This is a genomic window from Microvirga aerophila, assembly GCF_003332305.1.
GTDB lineage: Bacteria > Pseudomonadota > Alphaproteobacteria > Rhizobiales > Beijerinckiaceae > Microvirga > Microvirga aerophila.
Window position 1 is genome coordinate 86,117 of record NZ_QOIO01000021.1, and the last position, 17,582, is coordinate 103,698.

Below are 17,582 nucleotides of genomic sequence, written 5' to 3' on the forward strand. Positions count from 1 at the left end.
ATGAACCGTCCGTCCCTTCTCTGGAAGCTTTACATCGCGGCGTTCTATGTCTTCCTGTTCGCGCCGCTCCTAGTCGTGGCGATCTTCGCCTTCAATGCGAGCCCGTTCCCTTCACCACCCTGGCGCGGCTTCACGCTCGAATGGTTCACAGGCACCGGAGCCGTCTTTGGCAAGCCCGGCGTGCTGATGGATCCGATTTGGCTCACTAGCATCGGCAACAGCTTGAAGGTGGCGGTGCCGGTGGCGCTGCTCGCGGTTCTCATCGGCACGGTGAATGCCTGGGTGCTGGAGCGCGCCGAGTTTCGCGGGAAGACCCTGCTGGCCATGATGATGCTCTGGCCCCTCGTCATTCCGGGCGTCGTGCTCGGCATTTCGATCCTGGCGTTCTTCTCCCGCGTGGCCAACGGGCTCGAGGAGTGGCTTCAGAGGGATCTCGATTTCCTGCGGCCGGGTCTTTCCCTCGTGGTTCTGGGGCAGCTGTCGTTTATCCTCACCATATCGACGCTGATCATCGCCGCGCGCCTGCGCAAGTTCGACCGCTCGTTGGAAGAGGCTGCGCTCGATCTCGGCGCGAGCCGCGCCCGGGTGCTGCGGACGGTGACGCTGCCGTTCCTGAAGCCAGCTTTGATTGGAGCAGGGCTCGTGGCGCTTCTCATGTCGTTCGAGAACTTCAACACGACCTTGATGCTCGTAGGCTCCGACGCGCCGCTGCCGATCACCATGTATGGTCAGATGCGCGAAGGCGCGACGCCCGCCATCAACGCCGTGAGCTTGTTCCTGATGTTGGCGGTGGGCGGGATCGCGAGCCTGTTTGCATTGACCTCGAAGGCCGAAGTCTGAAGCCTGGGAGTTTACCGCCCCCAGGTCCGCTCCAGCGCGTTAACCCAGTTCTCGTAGCAGAGCTTGCGCAGGATGGCCTCGTCATAACCGTGCCGGCGCATGGCGTCGACCAGCCGCGGCAGGCCGCGCACGTCGCCGATCTCGGCCGGGATCGTTGCGCCATCGAAATCGGAGCCCAGGCCTACGCCATCGACGCCCACATGCTCGATCAAGTAATCCATGTGGCGGATCATCTCTTCAAGCGGCGTGTTGTCGTTGCGCATCCCGTCGGGGCGGATAAAGGACGTCGCGAAATTGACCCCCACCATGCCGCGGCTCTCGCGAATGGCCGCAAGCTGCTTGTCGGTGAGGTTGCGCGAGTGCGGGCAGATGGCGTGAGCGTTGGAGTGGGTTGCCACGAGGGGTGCGTCCGTGAGCTGCGCCACGTCCCAAAAACCCTTCTCGTTCAGGTGCGACAGATCAACCATGATCTTGAGACGGTTGCAGGCCCTGACGAGATCCTTGCCGCGCTCCGTCAAACCGGGCCCGGTATCGGGTGACGATGGATAGCGAAACGGCACGCCATGGCCGAAAATGTTGGGACGACTCCAAACCGGCCCGATGGACCGCAGCCCGCTTTCGTAGAGCACGTCGAGGATGTGCAGGTCCGGATCGATCCCTTCCGCGCCTTCGATATGCAGGATGGCCGCGAGCTTGCCTGAATCGATGCAGGTGCGAATGTCGCCGGCCGTGCGGCAGATCTTCACCTCACCCTGGGAGGCGCGCTCGATCCGCAGGAGCAGCGATGTCATATGCAGGGTGATGCGCTGGCTGGCGCCGAGTTCCAGCTGAGGCGGGAGCGGCACGTCGTATTGCGGTCTCGCCATCAGGGCATCCACATCGACTCCGCCGCTCGTGCTCTCGGATGGCACGTAAACGGCAAAGAAACCGCCTACGAAGCCGCCCTGCTTCATGCGCGGCCAGTCGAGATGACCGATATTGTCGCCTTTGAGAAAATCGCGTTCGGGTTGGGTCTTTCCCCGGATCAGGCGAAGAAGAACGTCGTTATGACCATCGAAGACCGGCATCAGGCTGGAGCGGGACATGAGACTCACGAAGAGGTTGAAAACTGAAGTGGTGGCTATGTGGCCAGGGACGAAGCAGGTTGAGGGGCGTCTCTCGAAAATCCCTGGCTCGCCTCGATGAGGGACTGAGTGTAGCTGTTCGAGGCTTGGCCCGAGCGTAGGGCGGCAGACGTGGTCTCCTCGATGCTCTCCCCATTGCGCATCACGAGAAGCCGTTGGCACAGATGCGCCACCACCGCGAGATCGTGGCTTACGAGAATGTAAGTGAGCCCCATCTTGTGGCGCAGATCCTCGAGGAGGTTCAGCACTTCAGCCTGTACGGAGGCATCGAGCGCCGAGGTCGGCTCGTCGAGGAGCAACACCTTCGGGCGCAGGATGAGTGCTCGGGCGATGGCGATGCGCTGGCGCTGTCCGCCCGAGAGCTGGTGCGGGTAGCGAAACCGGAACGAAGGGCCAAGGCCAACCTCGCGCAAGGCCTGGAGGATGCGGGTCTCGGCATCCTTCACGCCATGGATGGCGAGGGGCTCGGAGAGGGTTCGGTCGACGGTGTGGCGCGGGTGGAGCGAGGCGTAAGGATCCTGGAAGACCATTTGGATCGTGCGGTAGAAGGCCTTGCCGCGTGGCGTCGTGACCTCCTTGCCGTCAACCCGGACATGTCCGCCGGAAATCGGCGCAAGGCCGCAGATGGCGCGCAGGACAGTCGATTTTCCGGAGCCGGACTCGCCCACAAGCCCGTAGGATTCGCCCGCCTCCACATGAAAGCTGGCGTTCTTGACCGCCTGGACCTGAAGACGGCCCGTTCCGAAGATGACTTGAAGATTCTGAATATCCAGCATCGGATCTGTCACAATGCCCAGCTTGGATCGCGGTTCAGGGTAGGGAGCGGGTGCACATCGTCGGCGAGGGTCGGCAGACAGCGCATCAGCCCTTGCGTATAGGGATGCTTGGCCTCCCGCAGATGCTTCGCCTCGAGTTCTTCCACCACCCGGCCCGCATACATGACGAGCACCCGGTTGCAGAATGAGGAGACCAGCTTCAGATCGTGCGAGATGAAGATCAGGCCCATCCCGCGCTCGGAGACGAACTCGTCAAGGATGCGCAGGATCTCCATCGAGACCGTCACGTCGAGGGCCGAAGTCGGCTCGTCGGCAATCAAGAGATCAGGCTCGGTGACAAGCATCATGGCGATCATGGCGCGCTGGCCCATACCGCCCGAAACCTCGTGCGGATAGAGCGCAAAAACACGGCCGGGGTCGCGCATCTTCACGGCTTCCAGCATGGCGAGCGCCCTGTCGTGGGCCTCGGCGCGGCTTGCCTTCACATGAGCTTGGTACGCTTCGATGATCTGCTCGCCGATCGTCATGACGGGGTTCAGCGAGTATTTCGGGTCCTGCATTACCATGCTGATGCGCCCACCGCGCAAAGTGCGGAGCGTGCGCTTCGACGCGGTAAGAAGATCGATGCCGTCGAAGGTCAGACGTTTGGCCAGGACCTCGCCCGGCGGCGGAGTGAGGCCCAGGATCGCACGGCCGGTCTGCGATTTGCCGGAGCCGGACTCGCCTACGATGCCAAGCCGCTCGCGGCCGAGCTGAAAGGATACGCCCCGCACGGCTTCCACGGTGCCGGTGCGCAGATGAAAGCGGACCCGCAGGTCCTCGACTTCGAGAAGCGGCTTCGTCATTTCGCAGCCTTCGGATCGAGCACGTCGCGCAGGCCGTCGCCGAGCAGATTGAAACCTAGACTCACCACGAAGATGGCAAGGCCCGGCATGGCGGCGACCCACCATTGATCGATGAGGTAGTTGCGGCCTGTGGCGACCATCGCGCCCCATTCCGGCATGGGCGGCTGCGCGCCCAGCCCCAGGAAGCCCAGGCCGGCCGCCGTGAGGATGATGCCCGCCATATCGAGGGTCACGCGCACGATGAGCGATGAGAGGCACAGGGGCACCACATGCCCCAGGATGATCCGCGGCGTGGAAGCGCCCTGGAGCTTCACGGCCGCGATGAAATCGCTGTTGCGGATCGTCAGCGTCTCGGCACGGGCAATACGAGCGTAAGGTGGCCAGGATGTAATCGCGATGGCGATGACGGCGTTCTCGATGCCTGGACCAAGAGCCGCCACGAAGGCGAGCGCCAGGATCAGGCGCGGGAAGGCCAGGAAGATATCGGTGATCCGCATGAGGACGGTGTCGACCCAACCGCCGAGATAGCCTGCCACGGTGCCGACGAGCAGGCCGATGGGGGTTGCGATCAAGGCCACGAGCACAATGACCCAAAGGGTGATGCGCGAGCCGTAGATCACGCGTGAAAAGATGTCGCGCGCCTGATCGTCGGTACCGAACCAATAGGTTTCGCTCGGGGGGAGGAGACGCTGGGTGCGAAGGTCCCCTCCGATGACCGGCGAATAGGGCGCGATGAAATCCGCGAAGATGGCGACGAGGATCAACAGCACCACGACGCCGAGCCCCATCACGGCAAGCGGGTTCCTGGTGAAGGAGCGCCAGCCCAGATAGAAGCGGCCGAGGCGCGCCTGCCAGCGGGAGCCGGGCTCCGGCGAGAGCAGCCAAGCACGCCAGCCGGAAGGTTGAGAGAGAGACGGTGCGCCGGCCATCAACGTGTCCTCGGGTCGAGCAGGCGATAAAGCAAATCGGACACCAGATTGAGAAGCACGAAGACGGCGCCGATGACGAGCGTGCCGCCGAGCACCGCATTCATATCCGCATTCTGCAGGGAATTGGTGATGTACTGGCCAAGTCCAGGCCAGGCAAAGACGGTCTCTGTAAGCACCGAGCCTTCCAAAAGGTTGGCGTAGGAGAGGGCGATCACGGTGACCAGCGGCACGGCCGCATTGCGCAAGGCATGACGCCAGATCACGCGCATTTCCGACAGGCCCTTCACACGCGCCGCAATGACATATTCCTGAGCCAGTTCATTGAGCATGAACGAGCGGGTCATGCGGCTGATGTAGGCAAGCGAGAAATACCCGAGAAGACAGGTGGGCAGGATGATGTGGGAGACTGCATCCCAGAATGCGTCCCACTGCCCCTGCATGGCTGTGTCGAAAAGAACGATTCCGGTGACGGGGGTGTAGAGATACGAGTAGGTCACGTCGATCCGACCAGGCCCTGCCACCCAGCCGAGCTTGGCGTAAAACAACAGCAGCGCCATGAGGCCAAGCCAGAAGATCGGGATGGAATAGCCGACGAGGCCGAGCAGCCGCACGAGCTGATCGATGAAGGTGCCGCGCTTCACAGCCGCCAGGACGCCGAGCGGGATCCCGACGAGAGTGCCGATAACCGTGCCGAGGGTCGCCAGTTCGAGAGTCGCAGGAAAAACATTGGCGATGTCGGTCATCACCGGATTGGTGGTCAGAACCGAGTTGCCGAAATCGCCTGTCACGGCTTTCTTCAGGTAGATCCAGAACTGCTGGATCATCGGCAGGTCGAGGCCGAGTTCCTGACGGACGCGTTCATACACATGAGGCGGAGCCCGATCGCCCACGATGGCGATGACCGGATCGATCGGCACAATGCGGCCGATGAAGAAGGTGACAGCGACCAGCCCCAGGAGCGTCGTCGCGAGGACGATGAGGAACTGCGCTATCCTTTTAAGGAAGAAGCGGAGAGCTTCATGCCCTCCGCCCCGCTGCATCGCTGCTGAAGCCATCGATCAGATCAGTTCTTCTTTGCCTGAGCCACGCTGTTGGTGTCGAAGGATGGGCCGATGACGACACCTTCAACATTCTTGCGGGACGCCATGACTTCGATCTCCTGAAGCATGATCACGTAGGGCCCATCATCGAGAACTGCCTGCTGCAGTTCCTTGTACATCTCGGCGCGCTTCTCGGCATCCTTCTCGAGAACGGCGGCGCGGGTCTTTGCCGTGAGCGGGCCCGGATCCCAGGCATTGCGCCAGGAGAGGGGCTTGGCCTTGGCATTGTCCGAGTTGTCGTCGTTGGCCGCAAATGTGTCCGCATTGGTGTTCGGATCCTGATAGTCCGCGCCCCAGCGTCCGATATAGATGTCGTGCCGGCGTTCGCGATACTTGGTCAGGGTCTGCTTGCCGTCACCCGGGATGATTTCGAGCTTCACGCCAGCCTGTGCGAAGGTTTGCTGGATCGCCTGAGCCATACCGGTGGTGTCAGCGGTCGAACGGGTATCCATCGTAACCGTGAAACCGTCCTTCAAGCCGGCCTTCTCCAGCAGCTCCTTGGCCTTAGCGACATCAAGCTTGTAGGGGTTGTCGTTGACGGCGCCCAGGAAGCCCTTGGGCAGGAAGGCTTGGTGCACCTCGCCCTTGCTCTTCATGATCGTGTCGGCAATGGCGGAGTAGTCGACAAGATACTTCAGGGCCTTGCGAACTTCGGGCTTAGCGAGGGTCGGGTTCTTCTGGTTCAAGCCCAGATACCAGACGCCGCCTTTCGGGCCGGAATCGATCTTGATGTCCGCGCTCTTCGAAACGGCTGCCAGCTCTTCAGGGTTCAGGTTGCGGGCGATGTCAACGTCGCCCTTTTCGAGCAGGAGACGCTGTGTCGCCGTTTCCTTGATGTGACGGTAGATCACGCGGGCGAGAGGAGCCTTCTTGTCATAGTTCGGGTTGCGCTCAAGCACCACGACCTCGTTCGCCTTCCAGTCGCGGATCGAGAACGGGCCGGAGCCGGCATACTTGGTCTTGAGCCAGGCATAGCCCAGATCGCCCTCCTTCTCGTTCTGCAACACCAGCTTCTTGTCGACCACCGATGCGACGGTCGAGGTCAGGCAGTAGAGAACGAAGGTCGGCGCATAGGCCTTGTCGAGCTCCATGGTGAGTTCGAAAGGTCCCGTCTGCTTGATCTTGTCCTTGACGTTATCCTTCGTCAGGCCGAACTGGCCGATGATAAAGGCCGGTGACTTGTCGAGAAGGACCGCGCGCTGCAGCGAGAACGCCACGTCCTCGGCGGTGATCGGGTTGCCGGAGGCGAACTTCTTGCCTTGGCGGATCTTGAACGTGAACGTCTTGCCGTCGGGAGACACGGACCAGGACTCGGCGACCTCGCCGTAGATCTTAGACACGTCCTTGTAGTCGTAGTTGATCAGGCGCTCATAGGTGTTGCCGGCGATCTCGGAGGTCGTGAACTCGAAGATCTCGGCCGGATCGAGCGAGATGATGTCATCGATCTGCCAGGCCTGGACCAGGGTGTCCGGCGGCGTTGCCGCCTCGACGGCCGAGAACGATGTTGCCATGGTGGCGACCATGGCGGCGGACAGGAGGAATTTCGGAAGTTGCTTCATTGGCCAGTTCCCTTGCGGCGCTATCTGCGCCTTGCGCCGGTATGAAGGCAGATCAAAACCGACCTGTCGAGTCTATCAACTGGTTTTAAACTGGCAAACAATTCGCACGGTGCCCAACGGGCGGGCAGCGCCAATCCCGCTTGGCCTCCGGGTCTTCCTGTGGCAAAGGCTCATGGGTCTCAATCCTGGATGAAACAACGTGTCCGAAGAAGCCAAGAAACCCGCTGCCAATACCATGTGGGGAGGGAGGTTCTCCTCGTCCCCGAGCGCGCTCATGGAGGCCATCAATGCCTCGATCGGGTTCGACAAGCGATTGGCGTCGCAGGACATCCAAGGCTCCATCGCACACAGCGCCATGCTGGCGAAGCAGGGCATCATCGCCGAAAGCGACCGGGATGCGATCCACGCCGGCCTCCAACGGGTGCTGGGCGAGATCGAGGGCGGCGGGTTCACCTTCTCGACGACGTTGGAAGACATCCATATGAATGTGGAAAGCCGCCTGCGCGAGATCACTGGCGATCCGGCGGCGCGCCTGCACACGGCCCGCAGCCGCAACGATCAGGTGGCGGTTGATGTCCGCCTCTGGGTGCGCGATGCCCATGACCGCACCGACGAGCAGCTGACGAGCCTTCTGAAGGCGCTCCTCGACAAGGCCGAGCCCCATGCGGCCACCGTCATGCCGGGCTTCACCCATCTCCAGAGCGCCCAGCCGGTCACCTTCGGTCATCATCTGATGGCCTATGTGGAGATGTTCGCGCGTGACCGCAGCCGCATCCGGGATTCCCGCAAGCGTCTGAACGAGAGCCCGCTCGGCGCAGGCGCGCTCGCCGGAACCTCCTTTCCGATCGACCGGCACATGACCGCGAAGGCGCTGGGCTTTGATGGCCCGACCCGCAATTCCCTCGACTCCGTGTCGGATCGCGACAGCATCCTGGAGTTCCTGTCTGCGGCATCGATCTGCGCCATGCACCTGTCGCGGCTGGCGGAGGAGATCATCATCTGGATGTCAGCTCCTTTCGGTTTCGTGCGCCTGCCCGATCGCTGGACCACCGGTTCGAGCATGATGCCGCAGAAGCGCAATCCGGATGCGGCGGAGCTGGTGCGCGGCAAGACTGGGCGCATCGTCGGCTCGCTCGTCGCGGTCCTGACCATGATGAAAGGCCTTCCGCTGACCTATTCCAAGGACATGCAGGAGGACAAGGAGCAGCTCTTCGACGCCGCCGACACGATCGAGATCGTGCTCGCGGCCATGACGGGCATGATCCAGGACCTGGAGCCCGTGCCGGACCGCATGGCGGCCGTCGCTGGCGCTGGTTTCTCCACGGCGACCGATCTCGCCGACTGGCTCGTGCGCAGCCTCAACATCCCGTTCCGGGATGCGCACCACGTGACGGGGCGCATCGTCTCCGAAGCGGAGAAGCGTGGCACGACGCTCGAAGATTTGCCCCTTGAGGTGATGCAGGCGGTCGAGCCTCGCATCCACCAGGGCATCTATGAGGTCCTGGGGGTGGAGAACTCGGTTCGTTCGCGGATGAGTTTTGGCGGCACCTCGCCCGTGCGGGTTGCCGAGCAGATCGCCTGGTGGCGGGAGCGGGTCTGACAACCATTCGTTTTCCATAAGCGCTGGGGCCGCTTGGCCGAGGTCTTGATAGGCGGCCGAGCCGTCTCCATATTGCCTTTAGCGTACCTGTCATGGTCGCTTGAGTGCCGCATGAGCGGGCTCAAAACCAACCGAAGTGCCTCTAACCTTGGGCTTCGAATATGTCGCGTCAGTCGCCCTTCGGGCATCCGTTTCTGTTAGGCTTCGACGAGATCGAGCAGGCGCTCGACCGGGTCGCAAAGGCCGCCGGGGATGGATATCCTCCATATAATATCGAGCGTCTGGCCCGCACCGAGCATGCTCCCGAGCGTCTTCGGATCACCCTAGCTGTTGCGGGCTTCACCCGGGATCAGCTGGAGGTGACCCTGGAAGAAAACCAGCTCGTCATCCGGGGTCGGCAAACCGACGACAAGACAAGGCACTTTCTGCATCGCGGCATCGCCGCTCGCCAGTTTCAGCGCGCATTCCTCCTCGTCGATGGCATGGAGGTTCTGGGGGCTGATCTGTCCAACGGACTTCTGTCGATCGATCTGGCTCGTCCGGAGCCGGAGCGGATCGTCCGCAAGATCGACATCGTGGCTCCGGACAAGGCGTGACGACATCCGCAAAGGAGAGGACCATGAACCACAATAACGATTTTCCCCTCAACCCGACGGAACTCGCGGCTTTGGGCGAGGGCCAGATGGCCTACGTGAAGCCCCTGCGCTCGGACGATGTCGCAAGACTCTTCCCCCAGGCTCCGAAGATCCAGCCGGGATTGCAGCTTTTCGCTCTCCTGTCCGCCAGCGGCGAGCCGATCGTCCTGACCGACACCCGCGACGCGGCGGTGGCGAATGCCTGGGCCCACGACCTCGAGACGGTGAGCCTGCATTAAAGTCCGGATCCCAAAAGCGGTGACCACCACTTTTGGGATCCGCCTTCTCTCAAGCAATCGCCTCGATTGCCTGGATCAATCGCTCAAGATCCTCCGGGCGGGAGAGGCGGTGGTCCCCATCCTTGATGAGCGTCAGGGACACGCTGTCCCCCGGCAGATGCTCAACGAGTTGGAGCGCATGGCTCCAAGGTACATCCGGATCTTCCATCCCCTGAAGAATATGGACGGGGCAGCCTGTCTGAACGGGCCGGCCAAAAAGCAGGTGGCTGCGCCCGTCTTCGATCAGTTTCTTGGTGATAGGGTAGGGCTCTTCCGGCGAATAGGCGGATGGTCGGTGATAAACACCGGTTTCCTCCACGGTTTTCCTGATCTCCTCCGGGAAGCGGTCCCACATCAGCCGCTCGGTCATGTCCACCGCAGGGGCAATCAGGATAATGCCGGCCGGAGCCAGATCAGGGCGGGTTTCCGTCAGGCGCCGCGCCGCCAGAAGGGAAATCCAGCCTCCCATGGATGAGCCGACCAGGATAGGGCGGCTCGTGACAAAGCCTTCCATGACGCTGACGGTCTCCTCGAGCCAGCGGGAAATCGTTCCTGCCTCGAAGGCGCCTTCCGACTCCCCGTGACCGCTATAGTCGAAGCGCAGGAAAGCCCGCCCGGTTCGCTCCGCCCATTCGTCGATCACGGCCGCCTTGGTGGAGCGCATGTCGGACTTGAAGCCGCCGAGCCAGACCACTGGCGGGCCCTTGCCGTCCCGTGACAGAACAGCAATGTGACGCGCATCAGGCCCCTGGCCCACACTATGACTTTGCGGCATGGTAACTCATCCTCAACTGCTTTAACGCAACGCTTTGCGCATGATTCGACCAAAAAGGCTCTTGATTCTGTGAGTTTTTCAACGCGACCTGGCGGAGGGATGGCCTTTCCGACCTCCCAGTTCCATCCGCTGGCAGGTCGAACCATCCTCCAGATCATTCCCGAACTTGAGGCCGGTGGCGCCGAGCGCACCACGGTCGACATTGCCGAGGGCCTAGCTCATCTCGGCGCGCGCGCCCTCGTGGCGACGGAAGGTGGGCGTCTCGTGGGCGAGCTCCAGGCCAAGGGCGGCGTCTGGATTCCCTTCCCGGCCGCGACCAAGAACCCTTTCTCCATGGTGGTCAACGTACGCAGGCTTGCCCGGATCTGCCATAACGAGGGCGTGGCCTTGATTCACGCACGCTCCCGGGCTCCCGCCTGGGTGGCGCTGGGGGCGGCCCGCTCCCTCAACATTCCTTTCGTGACCACGTATCACGGTTCCTATGCGGGCCGCTCGTCCGTGAAGGTTCTGTATAATTCTGTCATGGCTCGCGGCGATACGGTCATCGCCAATTCCCATTATACCGGCGATCTGATCCGCTCCCTCTATCCGCAGGCCAGCGAGCGGGTCCGGGTCATCCACCGGGGAACCGACTTTTCGGTGTTCTCTCCCTCGGCGATCGCGCCGGATCGGGTCGAGGCGTTGAGGCGGTCTTGGAATGTGGCGCCCCATGAGCGCGTCGTCCTCCTGGCAGCCCGTTTGACTGGCTGGAAAGGTCAGAGGGTTCTGATCGAGGCAGCCGCCAAGCTGCGCGACGCGGGTGTTACGGACGTGGCCTATATCCTGGCCGGCGATCCCCAGGGTAGGGATTCCTACGTGCGCGATCTTGACGGAATGATCGAGGCCAAGAAGCTCGAGGGGATCGTGCGCCGGGTCGGGCACTGCACCGACATGCCGGCCGCCTTCCTGGCCGCCTCGCTGGTGACCGTCCCGTCCACGGAACCGGAAGCCTTTGGCCGCTCGGCCGTGGAGGCCCAGGCCATGGGGACCCCGGTCGTCGTCTCGGATCTGGGAGCCGTTCCCGAAACCGTCCTGTCTCCGCCTGCGGTCGCGCCCCATGAGCGGACGGGGTGGCGGATCTCGCCCGGAGACGCGGATGCCCTGGCCCAGGCGCTCGGCGAGGCGCTCGGCCTTGGAGCCAGCGCCAGGATAGCCCTCGGGGCGCGGGCAAGAGCCCATGTGGAGCAACACTTCTCGCTGGAACGGATGGTATCGAGCACCCTCGATGTCTATTCTGCCCAGCTTGAAGGGCGTTTCCCACGCAGAACAAGTTGACTTCGGGCGTTTTTGCGCGAAATGTCAGATTATTCGTGGCATTAGTTGAGCAGACATCAGCAGACCCTATCAGGGGCCGCCGGTCTCAACTGAGCCCTTAAACAGGAGATACGAGCCATTCGCCGACCAATGAGACCCATGCCGGTGCCGCAAAAGGACGGACCGCGCGCCAACCGAGACATTCGCGGCGTCCGCGAAGTGCAGTTGATCGATGACACCGGGCAGAATCGCGGAGTGATGGCTTTCTTTGATGCCCTCCGGATTGCCGAAGACGCTGGTCTCGATCTCGTGGAGATTTCGCCCAACGCCACTCCACCCGTCTGCAAGATCCTCGATTACGGCAAATACCGCTTTCTTGAGCAGAAAAAGGCCAACGAGGCCCGCAAGAAGCAGAAGACCGTCGAGGTCAAGGAAGTCAAACTGCGTCCGGGCATCGATGATCACGATTACGACGTCAAGATGCGGGCCATGAAGGGCTTCTTCGAGGAAGGCAACAAGGTCAAGATTACCCTGCGCTTCCGCGGCCGCGAGATGGCGCACCAGGATCTCGGCTTGAAGGTTCTGGACCGGGTCAAGTCCGATGTGGGCGATCTCGCTAAGGTCGAGCAGGAGCCGAATTTCGAGGGCCGTCAGGTCGTCATGGTCCTGGCCCCGCGCTAAGGCTGCGCTTTCGGGTTGGAATTCTTGGCCGCTGGGTGTCCGGCGGCCATTGCTTTTTGGGCGGCCTTCTGCCATAAGCCGCCCTTCATCAAACCGCCCGGCTGATTAAGGGCTGCCGTGGCGGTTTGTTTTGCTCATAGCAGCAATGAAAAGGCCAAAGGGCGGCTCGCCGCCCCGATGCCTGTCCAAAGGAGAGCAAAATGCCCAAGCTAAAGACGAAGTCGGGCGCGAAAAAGCGCTTCAAGATCACCGGCACCGGAAAGGTCGTTTACGCCCAGGCCGGTAAGCGCCACGGGATGATCAAGCGGACCAACAAGCAGATCCGCAACCTGCGCGGCACCACGACCATGTTCGAGGGTGATGCGTACAACGTGAAGAAGTACTTCCTGCCTAACGGCTAAGGCGGTCTCTCACATCCCGGATTTTGAAGGAGTTTTTCTATGGCCCGCGTTAAACGGGGCGTTACCGCCCACGCCAAGCACAAGAAGGTTCTGAAGGCCGCCAGGGGTTTCTACGGCCGCCGCAAGAACACGATCCGTATCGCCAAGCAGGCGGTCGAGAAGAGCATGCAGTATGCTTACCGCGACCGTAAGAACAAGAAGCGCGTTTTCCGCGCTCTCTGGATCCAGCGCCTCAACGCTGCTGTCCGCCTGCACGGCCTGACCTATTCCCGATTTATCGACGGTCTCGGCAAGGCTGGGATCGAGGTGGATCGCAAGGTCCTGTCCGAAATGGCCATCCACGAGCCGGCTGCTTTCGCCGCTTACGTGGAGCGCGCCAAGGCTTCGCTGCCGCAGCAGCAGGCCGCCTAAGGACAACCTGGCTTCGGCGCGGCTGGTTCAACCAACCGCGCCGGCCCCATTCCCGCTTCCGAGACCATCCGCGCCGACGGCTTTTCAGGCTGTCGATGGCCTTTTTGCGGCTCGGTAGGCTTGACGGTTCCCGCGCCGCGCATCACTCAAGCGCTTGCATCTGGGCAAGGGACCGATGACCGATCTCAACCATCTCGAACATGACCTGCTCAACCAGGTCGAAGCCGCCGGCGACGAAGCGGCTCTGGAAACCGTGCGCGTATCGGCGCTCGGCAAGAAGGGCTCCGTCTCCGAACTGCTCAAGACCCTCGGCGCCATGACGCCGGAGGAGCGGAAGGAACGTGGCCCCCTCATCAACGGCCTGCGCGACAAAGTGCAGACGGCAATTGTGGCCAAGAAGGAAACCCTGGCCGAGGCCGCCCTCGACGCCAGGCTTTCCGCTGAACGGGTGGACGTCACCCTTCCCGTGCAGGAGGGGCCCGAGACCCGCGGCCGGATTCATCCCATCAGCCAGGTCATCGAGGAACTGACGGCGATCTTCGCCGATATGGGTTTCTCGGTCGCCGAAGGGCCAGATGTGGAGACCGACTACCTCAACTTCACGGCGCTCAACTTCCCGGTCGGCCACCCGGCCCGCGAGATGCACGACACCTTCTTCCTTGCCCCTGACGAGAAGGGCGAGCGCAAGGTGCTGCGCACCCACACCTCGCCGGTCCAGATCCGCACCATGACGTCTCAGAAGCCTCCGATCCGGGTCATCATTCCGGGCCGGACCTATCGTCATGACTCGGACCAGACCCACACGCCCATGTTCCACCAGGTGGAAGGCCTCGTCATCGACAAGCAGGCCAACATCGCGCACCTCAAGTGGATCCTGGAAGAGTTCTGCAAGACCTTCTTCGAGGTCGATCAGGTGAAGATGCGGTTCCGCCCGTCCTTCTTCCCCTTCACGGAGCCCTCGGCCGAGGTGGATATCCAGTGCTCGCGCAAAGGCGGTGAGATCCGCTTCGGCGAGGGCGAGGATTGGCTCGAGATCCTGGGCTGCGGCATGGTCCACCCGAACGTGCTGCGCAATTGCGGCCTCGATCCCGATGAGTACCAGGGCTTTGCCTGGGGCATGGGCATCGACCGTATCGCCATGCTCAAATACGGCATGCCGGACCTGCGCCCCTTCTTCGAGGCCGATGTGCGCTGGCTGAACCACTATGGGTTCCGTCCACTGGACATTCCGTCCCTTGTTGGTGGTCTGACGAGCTAAGGGCTCTGGTCATGCGGTACTTCTCCGCCGTGCTTCTGGGATGCGCCGTCTCGGTTTCGGCTTTGGATGCCTTGGCGCAACCTAGGGCTCGCATCGATGTCCCGGTGATGGTCGGCGGTACGGGCGTCCTCGACGGATGCGCCTCCGTGGGCCAGATCATTGGGCTCGATCCACGCGGTGACGGATTCCTGTCCGTCAGAAGTGGACCCGGTGGAAAGCCGTACCGTGAGATCGACCGCCTCTACAACGGCAACCAGGTTTTCGTCTGCCACGACAAGGGCCCCTGGCTCGCGGTCGTATACGGTCAGTCGGCCGATGGAACATGCGGTGTCAGTACGCCCTGGCCGGTTCGTCAGCCTTATACCGGACCCTGCCGTTCAGGCTGGATCCACTCCCGTTATGTCCAGATCGTTGCTGGATAGCCGAACAAGCCTGCAAGGCACACGAGTGTAACAATGAAATTCACCCTCTCCTGGCTCAAGGATCACCTCGACACCACAGCCCCCCTCGACGAGATCGTCGAGACGCTCACCCGCATCGGCCTCGAGGTCGAGGGCGTCGAGGACAAGGCCAAAACGCTGGCGCCCTACACGGTCGCCTATGTGGTGTCGGCCGAGCAGCACCCCAACGCCGATCGCCTGCGCATCTGCGTGGTCGACACGGGCGAGGGCGCGCCGATCCAGGTCGTGTGCGGCGCACCGAACGCCCGCACCGGCATGAAGAGCGTGTTCGCGCCTCCGGGCACCTACATTCCGGGCAAGAACATCACGCTCGGCGTCGGCACGATCCGCGGCGTCGAGAGCCGGGGCATGCTGTGCTCGGCGGCGGAGCTCGAGATCTCCGACGATCACGACGGAATCATCGACCTGCCCGAAGATGCGCCTGTCGGCCAGGCCTACGCGGCCTATGCCGGGTTGGATGATCCGGTGATCGAGATCAACCTCACGCCGAACCGGCCCGATTGTACCTCCATCCACGGCATCGCCCGCGACCTCGCGGCGGCGGGCCTCGGCACGCTCAAGAACGATGCGGCTCCGTCCGTCTCCGGCGAAGGCGCGTGCCCCGTTTCCGTGACGCTCGACTTCGCTGCCGGTGACGAGCATCTGTGCCCGGCTTTCGCTCTTCGTCTCGTGCGCGGCGTCAAGAATGGCCCATCGCCGGAATGGATGCAGCGCCGGCTCCTCTCCATCGGCCTGCGCCCCATCAACGCGCTGGTCGACATCACCAACTACATGACTTTCGATCAGGGCCGTCCGCTCCACGTGTTCGACGCCAAGAAGGTGAAGGGCAACCTCACCGTTCGTCGCGCCAAGGAGGGCGAGGAGGTGCTGGCGCTCGACGGGCGTACCTACAAGCTCGATCCCGGCACGGTTGTGATCGCGGACGAAAACGGCGTCGAGTCGATTGCGGGCATCATGGGCGGCGAGCATTCGGGCTGCGACGAGAACACGACCGATGTGCTGATCGAGTCCGCTCTCTGGGATCCGCTCAACATCGCGCAAAGCGGCCGCAAGCTCGGAATCATCACCGATGCGCGCTACCGGTTCGAGCGCGGCGTCGATCCGGCGTTCACGGTCCCAGGGCTCGAACTGGCGACCAAGCTGGTCGTCGATCTCTGCGGCGGCGAGCCGACCCAGGCGATTGTCGCAGGTTCCGTGCCTCAGTCCGACCTTGTCATCGAGTTCCCCTGGTCTGAGGTCTCGCGCTTGTCCGGCCTTGATGTTCAGCCGCCTGAGTCCAAGCAGATCCTCGAGAAGCTCGGCTTCGCGGTTTCCGGCTCTGGGGAGCGTGTCAGCGTCAAGGCGCCGTCCTGGCGTCCCGACATCGAGGGCAAGGCCGATCTGGTCGAGGAGGTCATCCGCATCGCAGGCGTCGACCGCATCGAGCCGAAGCCCCTGCCGCGTCTGGAGGCCACGGTGGCAAAGCCCATCCTGACCCTGATTCAGAAGCGGACCCGTCTTGCCAAGCGCTCCCTAGCGGTGCGCGGGCTGGTGGAGGCCGTCACCTGGTCGTTCATCGCCAAGACCGAGGCGGAACTGTTCGGCGGCGGCGATGCTGCGCTGGCGCTTGCCAATCCCATCGCGTCCGATCTCTCGGACATGCGCCCAAGCCTGCTGCCGGGCCTCCTCAAAGCGGCTCAGCGCAACGCGGATCGCGGCTTCGGTGATGTGGCTTTGTTCGAGGTCGGCCAGACCTTCGCGTCCGACAGGCCTGAAGGCCAAAACATCAAGGCGGCGGCCGTCCGTCGTGGCACCGCGCGGGCGGAAGGCGTTGGTCGTCATTGGGACGGGGGCGCTGAGAGCGTCGATGCCTTCGATGCCAAGGCGGACGTCATGGCGTTGCTCGCTACCCTCGGCATTCCGGCCGGAGGCCTACAAGTGGTGGCCGGTGGGCCGGCCTGGTTTCACCCTGGGCGTTCGGCCACCCTACAGTTCGGACCCAAGAACGTGGTCGGAGCCTTCGGCGAGATCCACCCGAAGGTGCTGAAAGCGCTCGATCTCAAGGGGCCGCTCGTCGCCTTCGAGATCAACCTTGATGCTCTCCCACCGCCGAAGGCCAAGCCCACCAAGATGAAGCCGAAGCTGGCCTTGTCCGACTTCCAGCCCATCACCCGCGACTTTGCCTTTGTGGTGGGGCGGCAGGTGCAGGCTGGCGACATCGTCAAGGCGGCGCAAGCGGCGGAGCGTCAGCTGGTCGTGAGCGTCGACGTGTTCGACATCTACGAGGGCGCAGGCATCGACCCGGACAAGAAGTCCGTCGCCATCGCGGTGACGTTGCAGCCTACCGAGAAGACCCTGACCGACACGGAAATCGAAGCCGTTTCGACCAAGATCGTCGGTGAAGTTGCGAAGAAGACCGGCGCGGTGTTGCGTAGCTGATTTGGAATGGTCATCCCGGGCGAGCGCAGCGAGACCCGGGATCGTTCTCCGAATAGGGCGCTTTTCTCGTCCTGTCATCCCGGATCGCGGCTTTGCCGCGTCCGGGATGACAGCTTGGGGCTAGAGCGTGCAGCGGTTGCGTGGAATCGGGATCGCTGATTCCATTGGGCTGGTTGTAGTCGGTCGGGAGGCGTCCCA

19 protein-coding genes are annotated in these 17,582 nt (G+C 62.7%); 11 read left to right on the top strand and 8 right to left on the bottom strand.

Going from position 1 to position 17,582, the window contains the following annotated elements; genetic code table 11:
- Complete coding sequence (locus tag DRB19_RS13225) at positions 1-840, top strand: ABC transporter permease (RefSeq protein ID WP_114186497.1); 840 nt, start codon at positions 1-3, stop codon at positions 838-840.
- Between the two features lie 11 nt (positions 841-851).
- Here the strand turns inward: DRB19_RS13225 and DRB19_RS13230 are convergent, their stop codons facing one another.
- Genes DRB19_RS13230 through DRB19_RS13255 form a run of 6 tightly spaced genes read right to left on the bottom strand, consistent with a single transcriptional unit; the run spans position 852 to position 7,173 of the window.
- The gene (locus DRB19_RS13230) at positions 852-1,925 is read right to left on the bottom strand and encodes a dipeptidase (RefSeq protein ID WP_114186498.1); all 1,074 of its coding nucleotides are present in this window, start codon (positions 1,923-1,925) and stop codon (positions 852-854) included.
- A 35-nt stretch (positions 1,926-1,960) separates the two neighbouring features.
- Positions 1,961-2,740 carry an ABC transporter ATP-binding protein gene (locus tag DRB19_RS13235; RefSeq protein WP_114186499.1) on the bottom strand — a complete coding sequence of 260 codons (780 nt, stop codon included), beginning with the start codon at positions 2,738-2,740 and terminating at the stop codon, positions 1,961-1,963.
- 8 nt (positions 2,741-2,748) lie between these two features.
- Positions 2,749-3,585 carry an ABC transporter ATP-binding protein gene (locus DRB19_RS13240; protein WP_114186500.1) on the bottom strand — a complete coding sequence of 279 codons (837 nt, stop codon included), beginning with the start codon at positions 3,583-3,585 and terminating at the stop codon, positions 2,749-2,751.
- The gene (locus DRB19_RS13245) at positions 3,582-4,514 is read right to left on the bottom strand and encodes an ABC transporter permease (protein WP_114186501.1); all 933 of its coding nucleotides are present in this window, start codon (positions 4,512-4,514) and stop codon (positions 3,582-3,584) included. The genes DRB19_RS13240 and DRB19_RS13245 overlap by 4 nt, the downstream gene beginning before the upstream one ends.
- Positions 4,514-5,554 carry an ABC transporter permease gene (locus DRB19_RS13250; protein ID WP_114186502.1) on the bottom strand — a complete coding sequence of 347 codons (1,041 nt, stop codon included), beginning with the start codon at positions 5,552-5,554 and terminating at the stop codon, positions 4,514-4,516. Before DRB19_RS13250 ends, DRB19_RS13245 begins: the two co-directional genes overlap by 1 nt.
- A 23-nt stretch (positions 5,555-5,577) precedes the next feature.
- Positions 5,578-7,173 (bottom strand): ABC transporter substrate-binding protein, encoded by a 1,596-nt coding sequence (locus tag DRB19_RS13255; RefSeq protein WP_114186503.1) that lies wholly within the window; start codon positions 7,171-7,173, stop codon positions 5,578-5,580.
- A gap of 199 nt (positions 7,174-7,372) precedes the next feature.
- On the opposite strand from DRB19_RS13255, the gene argH reads away from it, so the two are divergent.
- The 3 genes from argH to DRB19_RS13270 all read left to right on the top strand — a co-directional run bounded on the left by argH (position 7,373) and on the right by DRB19_RS13270 (position 9,647).
- The gene (gene argH, locus DRB19_RS13260; protein ID WP_373867352.1) at positions 7,373-8,773 is read left to right on the top strand and encodes an argininosuccinate lyase; all 1,401 of its coding nucleotides are present in this window, start codon (positions 7,373-7,375) and stop codon (positions 8,771-8,773) included.
- Between the two features lie 161 nt (positions 8,774-8,934).
- The gene (locus tag DRB19_RS13265; RefSeq protein WP_114186504.1) at positions 8,935-9,369 is read left to right on the top strand and encodes an Hsp20 family protein; all 435 of its coding nucleotides are present in this window, start codon (positions 8,935-8,937) and stop codon (positions 9,367-9,369) included.
- Between the two features lie 23 nt (positions 9,370-9,392).
- Positions 9,393-9,647 carry a BQ00720 family protein gene (locus tag DRB19_RS13270; RefSeq protein ID WP_114186505.1) on the top strand — a complete coding sequence of 85 codons (255 nt, stop codon included), beginning with the start codon at positions 9,393-9,395 and terminating at the stop codon, positions 9,645-9,647.
- A gap of 49 nt (positions 9,648-9,696) precedes the next feature.
- On the opposite strand, the gene DRB19_RS13275 is transcribed toward DRB19_RS13270, so the two are convergent.
- Entirely contained in the window at positions 9,697-10,461 is a 765-nt protein-coding gene (locus DRB19_RS13275; protein ID WP_114186506.1) for an alpha/beta hydrolase, read from the bottom strand.
- Between the two features lie 99 nt (positions 10,462-10,560).
- Between DRB19_RS13275 and DRB19_RS13280 the strand changes: the two genes are divergently transcribed.
- The 7 genes from DRB19_RS13280 (at position 10,561) to pheT (ending at position 17,384) form a co-directional block, all read left to right on the top strand.
- The gene (locus tag DRB19_RS13280; RefSeq protein ID WP_114186507.1) at positions 10,561-11,775 is read left to right on the top strand and encodes a glycosyltransferase family 4 protein; all 1,215 of its coding nucleotides are present in this window, start codon (positions 10,561-10,563) and stop codon (positions 11,773-11,775) included.
- 138 nt (positions 11,776-11,913) lie between these two features.
- Positions 11,914-12,435, top strand: a complete 522-nt coding sequence (infC, locus tag DRB19_RS13285) for a translation initiation factor IF-3 (RefSeq protein WP_245439483.1) — start codon at positions 11,914-11,916, stop codon at positions 12,433-12,435.
- A 200-nt stretch (positions 12,436-12,635) separates the two neighbouring features.
- Positions 12,636-12,836: a 50S ribosomal protein L35 gene (gene rpmI / locus DRB19_RS13290; protein ID WP_091138934.1), complete on the top strand. Its 201-nt coding sequence runs from the start codon at positions 12,636-12,638 to the stop codon at positions 12,834-12,836.
- 39 nt (positions 12,837-12,875) lie between these two features.
- Positions 12,876-13,247 carry a 50S ribosomal protein L20 gene (rplT, locus tag DRB19_RS13295; protein ID WP_114186509.1) on the top strand — a complete coding sequence of 124 codons (372 nt, stop codon included), beginning with the start codon at positions 12,876-12,878 and terminating at the stop codon, positions 13,245-13,247.
- 175 nt (positions 13,248-13,422) lie between these two features.
- A complete protein-coding gene (gene pheS / locus DRB19_RS13300; protein ID WP_114186510.1) occupies positions 13,423-14,505 on the top strand; it encodes a phenylalanine--tRNA ligase subunit alpha in 1,083 nt (360 codons plus the stop codon).
- 11 nt (positions 14,506-14,516) lie between these two features.
- Complete coding sequence (locus DRB19_RS13305; protein ID WP_245439485.1) at positions 14,517-14,927, top strand: integron; 411 nt, start codon at positions 14,517-14,519, stop codon at positions 14,925-14,927.
- A 33-nt stretch (positions 14,928-14,960) separates the two neighbouring features.
- A complete protein-coding gene (pheT, locus tag DRB19_RS13310) occupies positions 14,961-17,384 on the top strand; it encodes a phenylalanine--tRNA ligase subunit beta (protein ID WP_114186511.1) in 2,424 nt (807 codons plus the stop codon).
- 10 nt (positions 17,385-17,394) lie between these two features.
- On the opposite strand, the gene DRB19_RS30760 is transcribed toward pheT, so the two are convergent.
- A partial coding sequence (locus DRB19_RS30760) for a hypothetical protein (RefSeq protein ID WP_210207471.1) occupies positions 17,395-17,582 on the bottom strand: 188 nt, incomplete at its 5' end.